This window comes from Synechococcus sp. HIMB2401, from assembly GCF_042883245.1.
Classification (GTDB): Bacteria; Cyanobacteriota; Cyanobacteriia; order PCC-6307; family Cyanobiaceae; genus Parasynechococcus.
Genome location: NZ_JBDJKK010000002.1, coordinates 216,228 through 228,617 on the forward strand (window position 1 = coordinate 216,228; position 12,390 = coordinate 228,617).

Annotated in this window: 12 protein-coding genes; 8 read left to right on the plus strand and 4 right to left on the minus strand. The window is 62.2% G+C overall.

Annotation, left to right across the window (positions count from 1 at the left end; genetic code table 11):
* Positions 1 to 9: 9 nt before the first annotated feature.
* On the plus strand, positions 10 to 1,455 hold the full coding sequence (locus tag AAXE93_RS06075) for a ClC family H(+)/Cl(-) exchange transporter (protein ID WP_390129073.1): 1,446 nt from the start codon (positions 10 to 12) through the stop codon (positions 1,453 to 1,455).
* A 56-nt stretch (positions 1,456 to 1,511) separates the two neighbouring features.
* Positions 1,512 to 3,086 carry a B12-binding domain-containing radical SAM protein gene (locus AAXE93_RS06080; RefSeq protein WP_390129076.1) on the plus strand — a complete coding sequence of 525 codons (1,575 nt, stop codon included), beginning with the start codon at positions 1,512 to 1,514 and terminating at the stop codon, positions 3,084 to 3,086.
* On the opposite strand, the gene AAXE93_RS06085 is transcribed toward AAXE93_RS06080, so the two are convergent.
* Positions 3,073 to 4,353, minus strand: coding sequence for an O-antigen ligase family protein (locus AAXE93_RS06085; protein WP_390129078.1), 1,281 nt, complete (start codon positions 4,351 to 4,353; stop codon positions 3,073 to 3,075). The two genes, AAXE93_RS06080 and AAXE93_RS06085, sit on opposite strands and share 14 nt — an antisense overlap.
* Entirely contained in the window at positions 4,350 to 5,204 is an 855-nt protein-coding gene (purU, locus tag AAXE93_RS06090) for a formyltetrahydrofolate deformylase (RefSeq protein WP_390129081.1), read from the minus strand. Before purU ends, AAXE93_RS06085 begins: the two co-directional genes overlap by 4 nt.
* Positions 5,205 to 5,278: 74 nt before the next feature.
* Here purU and psbQ point away from each other — a divergent pair, with 74 nt between their 5' ends.
* Together psbQ and AAXE93_RS06100 are read left to right on the plus strand one after the other, a co-directional pair.
* Positions 5,279 to 5,728 carry a photosystem II protein PsbQ gene (psbQ, locus tag AAXE93_RS06095; protein WP_115161013.1) on the plus strand — a complete coding sequence of 150 codons (450 nt, stop codon included), beginning with the start codon at positions 5,279 to 5,281 and terminating at the stop codon, positions 5,726 to 5,728.
* A gap of 14 nt (positions 5,729 to 5,742) precedes the next feature.
* Complete coding sequence (locus AAXE93_RS06100; protein ID WP_390129085.1) at positions 5,743 to 6,810, plus strand: NAD(P)/FAD-dependent oxidoreductase; 1,068 nt, start codon at positions 5,743 to 5,745, stop codon at positions 6,808 to 6,810.
* Positions 6,811 to 6,854: 44 nt separating this feature from the next.
* Here the strand turns inward: AAXE93_RS06100 and dnaK are convergent, their stop codons facing one another.
* On the minus strand, positions 6,855 to 8,762 hold the full coding sequence (gene dnaK / locus AAXE93_RS06105) for a molecular chaperone DnaK (protein ID WP_390129086.1): 1,908 nt from the start codon (positions 8,760 to 8,762) through the stop codon (positions 6,855 to 6,857).
* 116 nt (positions 8,763 to 8,878) lie between these two features.
* Here dnaK and AAXE93_RS06110 point away from each other — a divergent pair, with 116 nt between their 5' ends.
* The 4 genes from AAXE93_RS06110 (at position 8,879) to AAXE93_RS06125 (ending at position 11,095) form a co-directional block, all read left to right on the plus strand.
* Complete coding sequence (locus AAXE93_RS06110; protein ID WP_390129764.1) at positions 8,879 to 9,748, plus strand: shikimate dehydrogenase; 870 nt, start codon at positions 8,879 to 8,881, stop codon at positions 9,746 to 9,748.
* Entirely contained in the window at positions 9,738 to 10,250 is a 513-nt protein-coding gene (locus tag AAXE93_RS06115; protein ID WP_255446152.1) for a Tic20 family protein, read from the plus strand. Before AAXE93_RS06110 ends, AAXE93_RS06115 begins: the two co-directional genes overlap by 11 nt.
* An 80-nt stretch (positions 10,251 to 10,330) precedes the next feature.
* Entirely contained in the window at positions 10,331 to 10,705 is a 375-nt protein-coding gene (gene rpsF, locus AAXE93_RS06120) for a 30S ribosomal protein S6 (RefSeq protein ID WP_114988800.1), read from the plus strand.
* A gap of 21 nt (positions 10,706 to 10,726) precedes the next feature.
* Positions 10,727 to 11,095 carry a hypothetical protein gene (locus AAXE93_RS06125; protein WP_390129091.1) on the plus strand — a complete coding sequence of 123 codons (369 nt, stop codon included), beginning with the start codon at positions 10,727 to 10,729 and terminating at the stop codon, positions 11,093 to 11,095.
* Here the strand turns inward: AAXE93_RS06125 and AAXE93_RS06130 are convergent.
* Positions 11,087 to 12,298 (minus strand): argininosuccinate synthase, encoded by a 1,212-nt coding sequence (locus AAXE93_RS06130; protein WP_114988802.1) that lies wholly within the window; start codon positions 12,296 to 12,298, stop codon positions 11,087 to 11,089. The genes AAXE93_RS06125 and AAXE93_RS06130 overlap by 9 nt on opposite strands.
* Positions 12,299 to 12,390 lie beyond the last annotated feature (92 nt).

A 12,390-nucleotide genomic window follows, 5' to 3' on the forward strand; every position in this document is an offset into this window, starting at 1 on the left:
ACCTCATCTGTGCCCTCCCTGAGCGAACCCAAGCAGCGACGCCACCTCCTGGGCTCCAGCCGGAGCATCAGGAGGTTGTTGGAACGCCGCTGGCTGGTGGTGGTTTTGGCTCTGGCGCTCACGGGCCTCGGGGCTGCCATCACCGGCCTGCTGTTCACCAGCGGCATCAACCTGCTGCGGGATTGGCGGCTCAACCTGCTCGATGAATTTCCAGCCTGGGTGGTGCTCCCCGCCCTCGGCGCCATCGGCGGCATGGTCTCGGCCTGGTTGATCACCAACCTGTCTCCGGCCGCTGGCGGAGCCGGGATCACCCACATCATGGGCTTCCTGCGCCACCGGTCGGTTCCGATGGGGCTTCGGGTGGGCCTGGTGAAACTGGTGGCCGGCATCATTGCCATCGGCTCGGGTTTCCCCCTGGGCCCGGAAGGCCCCGCCGTTCAGATGGGCGGCTCCGTGGCCTGGCAGATGTCCCGCTGGCTGCGGGCACCGGTGGCCTTTCGCCGGGTGATTGTGGCCGCCGGTGGTGGTGCCGGTATTGCCGCCGTGTTCAGTGCTCCCATCGGTGGATTCATCTACGCGATCGAGGAGCTGCTCCACTCCGCCAGGCCCGTGGTGCTGCTGCTGGTGATCATCACCACCTTCTCGGCCGACACCCTGGCGGATGTGATCGGCTTTCTCGGCCTCAACCCCGGGGGCGGCGGGCTCAACAGCACCATCGGGTTTCAACTGGAACGGGAGTACACCCCCCTGGTGCGCTTCCTGCCGGTGGATCTGCTGTATCTGGTGGCTCTCGGTGTGGTGATCGGCGTGCTGGCGGAGCTTTACACCCGCTACGTGCTCACCATGCAGCGGCAGGGCAACCGTTGGTTCGGAGACCGACTGATCCTGCGCATGACCGTGAGCGGGCTCGTGTTGGGCTGCGTTTATGCAGCCCTGCCGGATGCTTTCCATAACCCCAGCGAACTGAAGCACCTGATTGGAGCCGGAAAAGCCGATATCAGCCTGGCCCTCGCCAGCTTTGTGGTGCTCTTCTTCAGCACCGGTCTGGCGGCGGGCTCAGGAGCGCCAGGGGGACTGTTCATGCCGATGCTGACGCTGGGAGGGGCCATTGGCCTGGCCGGTGGATCCGGCGTTGAGGCCCTCACCGGCCATGTGCCCACCACCTATGTGTTCGCGGGCATGGGCGCCTTCGTTGCAGGCTGTTCCCGCACGCCGATCTCGGCGATGTTCCTGGCCTTTGCCCTCACCAAGGATCTGCTGATCCTCAAACCGATCCTGGTGGCCTGTCTCACCAGCTTCGTGATCGCCCGACTGTTCCACCCCCACTCGATCTACGAACGTCAGATGGGCATGGAACTCGACGCTGAAGATCGGATGGCCATGAAGCTCAACCGCTACAGACGTCCGTTCACGCCGCCAACCCCGCCATCAGGCCCAACAGGAGGCCCCAACTGAACCAGGAAACACTGCTGTTCGATCCGGCCACGCCGGAACCCGGAGCCCTGCGCACGGTGCTGGCCTTCCCCAGCACTTACACGGTTGGCATTACCAGCCTTGGTTTTCAGATCGTCTGGTCCACCCTGGCGATGCGGTCCGACGTCGACGTGCGCCGGCTGTTCACTGATCAAGGGGATCCAGCCCACCGGCACTGCGACCTGTTTGGGCTTTCTCTCAGCTGGGAACTCGACGGACCAGTCCTGCTCGATCTACTGGAACAGCAGCGCATCCCGCTCTGGAGCCACGCGCGCACCGACGACCATCCAATCGTGTTTGGTGGCGGACCTGTGCTCACCGCCAATCCCGAGCCCCTTGCACCGTTTTTTGATGTCGTGCTGCTGGGCGATGGCGAAGATCTGCTACCCAATTTTATCGATGCCCTTCAGAGCGTGAAGGGCCAACCCCGAGCCGAACAACTGCAGCATCTGGCCCGGGTGCCGGGGATCTACGTGCCGGAGCTCCATGCACCCCGCTATGCAGCGGACGGCACCCTGTTGGGTGTGGCACCGGTGGATGCAACTCTTCCAGAACGGGTGGCCAAACAGACATGGCGCGGCAACAGCCTCAGCCACTCAACGGTGATCACGCCGGAAGCGGCGTGGCCCGACATTCACATGGTGGAAGTGGTGCGCAGCTGCCCGGAGCTCTGCCGCTTTTGCCTGGCCAGCTATCTGACCCTGCCGTTCCGAACACCATCGTTGGATGACGGGCTGATTCCGGCAGTGGAAAAGGGACTGAAGGCCACCAAACGCCTCGGGCTGCTGGGGGCGTCCGTGACCCAGCACCCCCAGTTCAGCGATCTACTCCAGTGGCTAGACCAAGATCGCTTCGATGACCTGCGGGTCAGCGTCAGTTCCGTGCGGGCCGCAACCGTTACTCCCGAGCTGGCGGCTGTGTTGGCAGGGCGAGGCAGCAAATCCCTGACCATCGCGATCGAGAGCGGCAGCGAGCGCATGCGCCGCGTGGTGAACAAAAAGCTCAGCGGCGAAGAAATCGAAGCCGCCGCCCGCCATGCCAAGCAAGGAGGCCTCAAGGCCTTGAAGCTCTACGGAATGGTGGGACTCCCCTGCGAAGACAACGACGACGTGGAAAGCACCGCGGCGTTGCTACTGAGGCTTAAGAAAGGCACCCCTGGACTGCGCTTCACCCTGGGCGTAAGCACTTTCGTACCCAAGGCTCATACTCCCTTCCAATGGCAAGGGGTACGCCCCGAAGCGGAAAAACGCCTGAAGCTGCTGGCGAAACGTCTCAAACCCAAAGGCATTGATCTGCGCCCGGAAAGCTATGGCTGGAGCGTGATTCAGGCCCTGCTGTCTCGAAGCGACCGGCGCCTGGCCCCCGTAATCGCAGCGGTGCGCGGCTCCCAGGAAAGCCTGGGGGGTTGGAAAAAGGCCTACCGAGCGGCCCTGGCCGGTGAACTCCCTGAAGCCCGCAGCGCAGGCGTTGTCTTACCGCTGCCTCCCAGTTGGGAGAGCGTGGTGCACGACGAGTGGGCCTCTGATGCGGTGTTGCCCTGGGGCCATCTCGATGGCCCCTTAAGTCAGGAAAAGCTGCAGGAACACAGGCAAGAGGCGCTCAGCCTGGGCTGAGCGCTGCCGTCTCGGTCTCCCGAATCCGACTGCGAAGTCCGGCCAACAGAATCCAACCGGCAATGTTCAAGCGACTGTCAAAGAACGGCACATCAGTGCCGTGAAGCACCACCAGCACCAGCACCGCAGCCCACCAGGCGCGATCAAACAACCCCATGCGGCTGCAGCGCAAGGAGACGATCAACAACGCCAGCACGAGACCCACCAGCGCAAGCGCCGCCGGCACCCCACTGCTGACCGCCAGCTCCAATGGCAGGTTGTGGGAATGGCCATGCCATTTGCCCGTGCGCAAGAGGTACAGCACAGAAAAAGCCGCAGCACCCCAACCCAGCCATGGCCTTTCAACGATCAACTGCAAAGCCACACCCCACTGACTGAGACGAGTGGAAGCCAGGGCACGCTCCCCCGCATAGCGGCTGTCGCTGAGCCGTGACCACACCGACTCAGGCACCAAGGCCCTGGCAGGCTCCTGGAGCAGCTCCGGGACACCGGGCCACACCGCCAGCAGAACAGGGATCAATCCAAGGGCCAACAAGGGAAGCAACCAGGGCCAACTCACCGGTCCAAGCACCAGGGGCACCGCCAGCACCAACGCGCCCCAGCCGTTGCGGGACTCCGTGAGCACGAGAGCCGTCACCAAAGCGACAGCCAGGATCAGCACCACAGTCCGACGAGGGCGATCGAGTCCGGGTTGCACCAGGGCCGCCAGGATCAACGGCCACACCAGCGCCAACCAAGCCGCGGCGATGTTGGCGTAATCGAACAAACCCGACAGCCGGCCCTCCGGCTCGCCTCCAGGAGCCATAAACCAGATCACCAGGCCCCCCAAGAATTGCCAGGGACCCTGCCAACCCAACCACAACTGACCCAAGCCAGTCAGCACAACAGGCACCGTGCCCGCCACCATCCAGAGCGCCGTTCGGCGGCGCGCCCCCGCCTCCGCCACATAGGGCTGGAACCCCCAGAATCCCCAAAAGAAAGGCAGCCAATTGGCCAGACCTGCCCAAGCCAGGTCGGCACGCACGGCGCTGAAACAGCCGAGCAACATGAGCCCGCCAGCCACCAGGAGCGGCCAGTTCCAGCGGTCATGCCAGTAGGCGCATTCACGACGGAGGCTGCCCAGGACCAAGGCCGGCATCAATAGCAGGCTTGCCAGCAACACTGACGAAGGAAGCAACAGCAGTCCGAGCTGAAACAGGCACCAACCCGAGGGGGATGCGGCGGCCGGACAGTCGCCCCTCAGCCATGCGTACAGACGTGCCGTCATGCGAAAACAGCCGTACGCCCGCGATAGACCATCACCTGACGACGCAGGTGAAGACGCAGGGCCCGCGCCAAAGCAAGGCGTTCCGTGTCACGGCCCTTGCGGATCAGATCCTCCACTTCGTCCCGATGGCTGACGGAAACGGTGGTTTGCTGAATGATCGGGCCATCATCCAGATCTTCGGTGACGTAGTGGGCTGTGGCGCCGATGAGCTTGACTCCACGGTCCCAGGCCCGGTGATACGGCTGAGCACCCTTGAACGCTGGCAGAAACGAATGGTGGATGTTGATCACCTGGGGGAAACGCTCGAGGAAATCACTGCTCAGCACCTGCATGTATTTGGCCAACACCGCAAGTTCAACCTTGTTCTGTTCAAGCAGCTCCAGAATCCGCTGCTCCGCTTCCGCTTTGGTATCCCGACTGACGGGAACACAAACAAATGGAATCCCAAAGGATGCACACAGGGGTTCCAGATCCGGATGGTTGGCGATGACCAGGGGAACCTGCATCGGCAGCTCCCCGCTTTGAACCCGCCAGAGCAGATCCTGCAGGCAGTGGCTCTGCTTGCTGGCAAAAAGCGCCACACGGGGATGGTCGTCTGAAAAGTGGAGCTGCGCTTCGCCACCAAGCCGCTCTCCCAGAGACTGGGCCGCTTCAGGAAGCACATCCCGGGGAATGCCGAATCCCTGGAGCTGCCACTCAATCCGGCTGAGAAACAACCCGGCTCCCGCATCCGTGTGGTGATCGGCATGACGAATGCTGCCGCCATTGGCCGCCACCCAACCCGCCAATTCGCTGACCAGGCCCGGCCGATCGGGGCAGATCATCTGAAGGATGACCGTGGCGTCACTCACAACAACGCTTTGAAAAACAAAATTCTCCCGCGCAGGAGGGGCTGGTTAAAGTCGCAGAGAAATTTTCGATCACCATGCTGAAGGCTCTGAGCCGCCTTGCCGCGTTCTGCCTCTGCGTCGCTTTGAGCCTGGGTCTGATGGCCCCGGCTGCTGCCAATGCTGCCGGGATCAGTCCTGACGACCTGGGCGTGATCCGCCGCCAGGCCGCAGCCTTTGAAGACGCAAAGACCCGTCTGCCTGATCTGGCCCGGCTGGTGAGTGAAAAGGATTGGGTGTTCACCCGCAACCTCCTGCATGGCCCCATGCAGGAAGTGAGCCGGGAAATGTCATACATCAATCAGCGCCTCGACAAGAGCGAGCGCAAGGAAGCCACCAAGGTGGCCCGCTCCTTGAAAGAAGCTCTGGCCGATCTGGATGAAGCGGCACGCCTGCAGGACTTCAGCCGCCTGCAGAAGTCCTACAGCGCCGTGGCTGCCGGGTTTGATGCTTACAGCGATCTGATCCCCGCTGAGGCCTTCAACTGACCCGCTCCATTGGAGTGATTGGTGCCGGGGCCATCGGCCTCGGCATCGCCTGGCATCTGGCCCAGCAAGGGAACGATGTTTCTGTTTACGACCCTCGCCTGAACCATTCCGTTGATCGCGAGGGATCAGCAAACGATTTGAGTGGAACATCGGCATCCCTCGGGGTGCTGATGGGCCACGTGTTTCGCCGCAGCAGCGGGCGGGGCTGGAGGCTGCGCCGCCGGAGCATGGAGCTCTGGCCGCAATGGATCGAAACGCTGCAGGCTCACCAGCCAGATCTCAGGCTCCATGCGGGCCTGCTGCAAATCGCCGAGGACGAACAAGCGGCTGAGCGGATGGAAGCGCTGGCCGCCCAGCGCGTTGACCTGGGCCTGCAGATGGTCACCAACGCCGACCTGGCAGCGGTCTGGCCGACGGCCAGGCACGGTGGCCTGCACTCGCGCCACGACGGTCGTGTGGATCCCCTTCTGCTGCAACGGGCCCTGCGACAGGCGCTGGCAGAGCAAAGCGTGGAGCTGAATGCCACGGCGGTGATCCGTCTGGAGCGCAACGACAACCACTGGCATGTGCATCGCGCCGATGGAGACAGCACCGTTCACAACCTTGTGGTGCTCTGCACAGCCCTGAGCTCGGACGTCTTGCTGGAACCGCTGGGCCAGGCCCGACCGATGACACCGGTGTTGGGCCAGGCCCTGTTACTGGAACTGACAACGGGTCCGACAACGTGGAACAACTGGCCCTCAGTGCTGGTGGATCAGGGCTTCAATCTGATTCCAACCGCACCCGGGCGATTGCTGCTCGGGGCCACCGTAGAACCCGGCGATCGCGCTTCGGAGGATCCTCTGACCCTGATGCGCAACCTGAATGAGCGGGCACCAGAGTGGCTGCGCTCAGCCACGGTGGTTGGCCATTGGAGTGGCCTGCGAGCCCGGCCCGTGGATCGCCCGGCCCCTCTCCTGGAAGAACTGGAACCCGGGTTGATCCTTGCCAGTGGGCACTATCGCAACGGCGTTCTGCTCACGCCCGGCACCGCCGAGTGGGTCGCCGCTGAACTCGAGCAGAGATCACTCGAGCAGGCATAAAAAAAGGGCCCCGCAGGGCCCTAACGCGATGGTGAATTAACCGATCACTTGGTCTCGGTGAACTCCGCGTCGATGACGTCGTCACTGGCATCGCCACCACCGGCGTTGGCACCGGCGTCAGCACCAGGCGCACCAGCACCAGCTGCAGCCCCTTCCTGCTGATAGACGGACGCACCCACGGTGTAGAGCTCCTGCTGCAGTTCCTCCAGCAGGGTCTTCATCGCGTCGTAGTCGTCCTTCTCGGTGGCTTCTTTGAGCTTGAGGCGCTTCTCCTCCAGCTTCGCCTTGGCGTCGGCATCAACCTTGTCGCCCAGTTCGCCCATCTGCTTCTCAGCCTGGTAGACGAGGGTTTCGGCCTGGTTCTTGAGGTCGATCTTTTCGCGCTTCTCCTTGTCAGCGCTGGCGTTGGCCTCGGCGTCCTTGACCATCTTGTCGACCTCGGAATCCGAAAGGGTCGACGCACCGGTGATCGAGATGGACTGCTCCTTGCCGCTGCCCTTGTCCTTGGCGGTGACGCTGAGGATGCCGTTGGCGTCGATGTCGAAGGTCACTTCGATCTGAGGCACGCCACGGGGAGCCGGGGGAATGCCATCGAGACGGAAGGTTCCAAGCGACTTGTTGTCGGATGCCATCTCGCGCTCACCCTGGAGCACGTGGATTTCCACGTTGGTCTGACCATCCACAGCCGTGGAGTAGGTCTCGGTCTTCTTGGTGGGAACCGTGGTGTTGCGGGTGATCATCTTGGTCATCACACCACCGAGGGTTTCCACACCCAGGGAGAGGGGCGTGACGTCAAGCAGAAGGATGTCCTTCACCTCGCCAGCCAACACACCGCCCTGGATGGCAGCACCGACAGCCACCACCTCATCGGGATTCACCGTCTGGTTGGGGTCTTTGCCGGTGATGCGCTTGACCAGTTCGAGCACGGCCGGGATGCGGGTGGAACCACCCACCATCACGATTTCGTCCAGCTCGCCGGAGGACAGCTTGGCGTCCTTGAGCGCCTGCTCCACAGGCATGGCGCAGCGGTCGATCAGCTTGGAGGCCAGTTCCTCGAACTTGGCGCGGGTGAGGGTGAGATCCAGGTGCTTGGGACCCTCAGGCGTGGCCGTGATGAACGGCAGGTTGATCTCGCTCTGGGTGGCGTTGGACAGCTCAACCTTGGCTTTTTCAGCGGCTTCGGTGAGGCGTTGCAGGGCCTGCTTGTCCTGACGCAGATCGATGCCTTCGTTGGATTTGAAGGTCTCGGCCAGGTGATCAACGATCACCTTGTCGAAGTCGTCACCGCCGAGGTGCGTGTCACCAGCGGTGGACAACACCTCGAACACGCCGTCGCCAACTTCCAGAACGGACACGTCGAAGGTGCCACCGCCCAGGTCGAAAACCAGGATGCGCTCGTTGCTCTTCTTGTCGAGGCCGTAGGCCAGAGCCGCAGCGGTGGGCTCGTTGATGATGCGCAGCACCTCAAGGCCAGCGATCTTGCCGGCGTCCTTGGTGGCCTGGCGCTGGGAGTCGTTGAAGTAGGCGGGAACGGTGATTACCGCTTGGCTGACGGTTTCACCGAGGTACTTACCGGCGTCCTCGGCCAGCTTGCGCAGCACCTGGGCGGACACCTCTTCAGGCGCGAATTGCTTGTCGAGAACCGGGCACTTCACCTTCACGTTGGAGCCGGCCTTTTCGACGCCGTAGCTCACCTCTTTCGATTCCTCGTTCACCTCATCAACCCGACGGCCGATGAAACGCTTGACGGAATAGAAGGTGTTATCCGGGTTCATCACCGCCTGACGTTTGGCGATCTGACCCACCAGCTGATCCTGGTTCTTGGTGTAAGCAACCACGGAGGGCGTGGTGCGGAAGCCCTCGGCGTTCGCGATCACGGTGGGCTTGCCGCCCTCCATCACGGAAACACAGCTATTCGTGGTGCCAAGGTCAATGCCGACAACCTTGCCCATCGGTGCCCACCTCCAGAAATGGTGATTTGAATGGGCTCATCCTCCACAGCAGACCCGGTGACAGGCGAGGTGTGGTTCCCGAACAGGCAGGCTGGTGGAGCGATCCGGCCCTGGCAATGATCAACGGCGACACCAGCCTTGTGGGCCTGCTTGGCAATCCAGTGCGCCACTCGCTTTCGCCGGTGATGCAGAACGCCGCCATCGAAAGCATGGGGCTCAACTGGCGCTACCTGGCTCTGCCCTGCACAAGCGAAAACCTTGATCAGGTGTTGAACGGTCTCAGGGCCGTTGGCTGCCAGGGCCTCAACGTCACCATCCCCCACAAACAAGCCATCGCCGAGCTCTGCGAGGAGCTGAGCCCACTGGCGAAACGGCTCGGTGCCGTCAACACCCTGATTCCGGGAGCGGGCGGTGGCTGGTTCGGCACCAACACCGACGTGGAGGGCTTTCTGGCACCCCTCGGTACCAACGACACCTGGGCAGGACGCGATGCCGTGGTGATCGGCTGCGGCGGATCAGCTCGAGCCGTGGTCGCCGGTCTGCAGACCCTGAACCTCAGCAGCATCACCGTTGTGGGACGGCGAAGCGAGGCACTGCAAGCCTTCATCACTGATCTGCAGCAGAGCCACGCCCCCCTGACGGCCTGTCTCGACACCGCTGTTCAGCTCAACGAGAGCGTGGTTCAAGCAGCTCTCGTGGTGAATACCACCCCGGTGGGAATGGCCCAGCACGGTGACCCCGAGGCGATGCCACTGGGGGCCGAGCTCTGGACAAACCTGAACGGAGAAGCGGTGCTGTACGACCTGATCTACACACCAAGGCCCACCAGCTGGCTCGCCGCTGGGCAACAACGGGGCCATCGCTGCATCGATGGTCTTGAGATGCTGGTGCAGCAGGGCGCTGCCTCGCTGCGGCTCTGGAGTGGACGCGATGACGTTCCTGTCGAGGCGATGCGGAGCGCCGCCGCGACTGCTCTTGCGACCTAAGGTCCCAACAATCCCTAGCTCCACCGTGCAGATTCCCCTCTGGCAGCGGCTGCTTGCACCGCTGGTGTACCTGCTCCCCTGGAGTGATGCCATTCCCTTTGGCCTCGGGGCTGACGGCGTGTTCAACCAGATCCCGTTGCTGAGGCTGCTGATCGTTCCTGCAGTGCCGCTGATCCAATTGGATCGGGGGGTTCCCTTCGGTGGCCTGCTGCTGTTCTTCGTGCTGTTTCTGGCGGTGGTGCGTAATCCAGCCGTTCCCTACTTCCTGCGCTTCAACACCCTGCAGGCCCTGCTCACCGACATCGTGATCGTTGTGCTGAGCTTCGCGTTTGGGATCCTTCTCCAACCGATTGCCGGAGGCAGCCTGCTGCTGAGCACCCTGTCCAGCACGGTTGTGGTGGCGGTGCTGGCGATCCTTCTGTTCGCCCTGGTGGAGTGCTGGCGCGGTCGCGAACCGGATCTCCCCGGCATCAGCCAAGCCGTACGCATGCAGCTCTACTGAAGCTTCAGGGGCACGCCAGGGGATATGGTGTTGGATCCGTCGCTCACTTCGGTGAGCCTGATGCCCCTTCGGTGCTGCCCATGACGCACGATCCGTATTACGAAACCATGTACATCCTTCGTCCGGACATTCCGGAGGAGGAAGTTGAAAGCCATCTCACCAAGTACCGCGACATGCTCGTGGAAGCTGGTGCCGACGTGCTGGACAACCAGATGCGTGGCAAGCGCCGTCTGGCCTATCCGATTGCGAAGCACAAGGAAGGCATTTACGTGCAACTGAGCCACAACGGCGATGGCCAGCACGTTGCTGTTCTCGAGAAGGCAATGCGCCTCAGTGAGGATGTAATCCGCTATCTGACCGTGAAGCAGGAAGGTCCCCTTCCCGCACCTCGGGTGATGCCGGGCAGCGAAGCTGCTCAACAGCAACAGGCCGAAGCCGCTGCATCAGCTGACTGATCAGCATTGTTGGATTCGTGGGTGGGCGATACCGTCCGCCCATGGATTCGAATCACGACCAATCTCAGCCAACCGAACCTGTTTTGGAACGAGCGTCATGGCGACGCTGAAGTGATTCGGTTGTTGAAACAGAGAATTTCAGATCTCGAGGGCGAAATCGAGTCCTACAACGAGCTTTTGGCCGAATTGCCGGAGGTTTTTGAACGCCGCTTCCAACAGCGGCTTGAGCCATTGATGGAGCGTTATCAACTGCTGGCTGAGCAAGTTGATCAAGACCAGATCGAACGGCCTCAGCCGGCCCTGCCTGGAAGCTCAAAACCGGACAACGTTGTGCGTTTTCCGGGCCTGAGGCTTCCCAAATTCCTGCAGAGGCGGCAGCGTTCAGCTTGAACGGCGCTGGGATGCTGACCAGAGTCGGGTTGGCAGACCCCAGACGTAAATGAAGCCCTCTGCAGCGCGGTGATCGAACTGATCCTCACTGCCGTAGGAGGCCATTTCGGGGACGTACAGGCTGCTGTCTGCTGAGCCCCGGCCGGTGACCGTGGCCGTTCCTTTGTGCAGCCGAAGACGAACGACACCATTGACGGTGGTCTGGGTGCGGTCCATGAAGCCGTCCAGAGCATCTTTGAGGGGGCCAAACCAAAGGCCCTGGTAAACGAGGTCGGCCCACTGCATTTCCAACTGCCGCTTGCTGCGCAGCACATCAGCAGCAAGGGTCAGGCTTTCCAGTTCCTGGTGGGCCTGGATCAACAGCAAAAGGCCAGGCGTTTCATAGATCTCCCGGGATTTGATCCCCACCACGCGGTTCTCGATCATGTCGAGACGGCCAATGCCATGGGTGCCCGCCAGACGGTTGGCTTCACGGATCAAGGCCACGGGGTCCAGCTGCTGACCGTTGATCGCCACAGGATTGCCTGCTTCAAAAGCAATCTCGATCTCTTCGGAGGCATCTGGAGCAGCCTCCACCGATCGCGTCATCGCAAACACCTCCTCCGGAGGAGCCACCATCGGGTCTTCAAGGGGTCCGGCCTCAATGCTGCGGCCCAGCAGATTGAGATCGATCGAGTAAGGCGACTTCTTGCTTACCGGTGCGGGCAGACCAAAGCGTTCGCCGTAGGCGATGGTCTCCTCACGACTCATGCCCCACTCACGGGCTGGGGTAAGCACCTTGAGATCCGGTGCCAGCGCAGCAATGGCCACATCGAAACGCACCTGATCATTTCCCTTGCCTGTGCATCCATGGGCGACAGCATCGGCACCCACTTCCCGGGCCACTTCAACCAGGCGCTTCGCGATCAAAGGCCTCGCCAAGGCCGTGGAGAGGGGGTAACGGCCTTCGTAAAGAGCGTTGGCACGAATCGCCGGAAAGGCGAAATCCTTGATGAAGGGCTCGATCAGATCACCCACCAGCGACTGACTGGCACCGGCATCCAGCGCTTTCTGACGAATCGGCTCCAGCTCATCGCCCTGGCCGAGATCAGCGGCAAAGGTGATCACATCCTCGACACCCCATTCCTGCTTGAGGTAAGGGATGCAGACACTGGTATCCACTCCCCCGGAATAGGCGAGTACCACCTTCTTGGCGCGGCCCATCAATGGGTCTCCTGATCACAATCATCTGATTCTCTCGTCTCGCCGGCCGCCACCTGTGGAGAAGCAACGAGCAACCATGCAGCCAACGCCAC

Excerpts from the sequence above, each read along its gene's own strand:
- dnaK (WP_390129086.1), bottom strand. The coding sequence starts at position 8,762 with ATGGGCAAGGTTGTCGGCATTGACCTTGGCACCACGAATAGCTGTGTT.
- AAXE93_RS06110 (WP_390129764.1), top strand. The coding sequence starts at position 8,879 with ATGATCAACGGCGACACCAGCCTTGTGGGCCTGCTTGGCAATCCAGTG.
- psbQ (WP_115161013.1), top strand. The coding sequence starts at position 5,279 with ATGCTGAAGGCTCTGAGCCGCCTTGCCGCGTTCTGCCTCTGCGTCGCT.
- rpsF (WP_114988800.1), top strand. The coding sequence starts at position 10,331 with ATGACGCACGATCCGTATTACGAAACCATGTACATCCTTCGTCCGGAC.
- AAXE93_RS06085 (WP_390129078.1), bottom strand. The coding sequence starts at position 4,353 with ATGACGGCACGTCTGTACGCATGGCTGAGGGGCGACTGTCCGGCCGCC.
- AAXE93_RS06130 (WP_114988802.1), bottom strand. The coding sequence starts at position 12,298 with ATGGGCCGCGCCAAGAAGGTGGTACTCGCCTATTCCGGGGGAGTGGAT.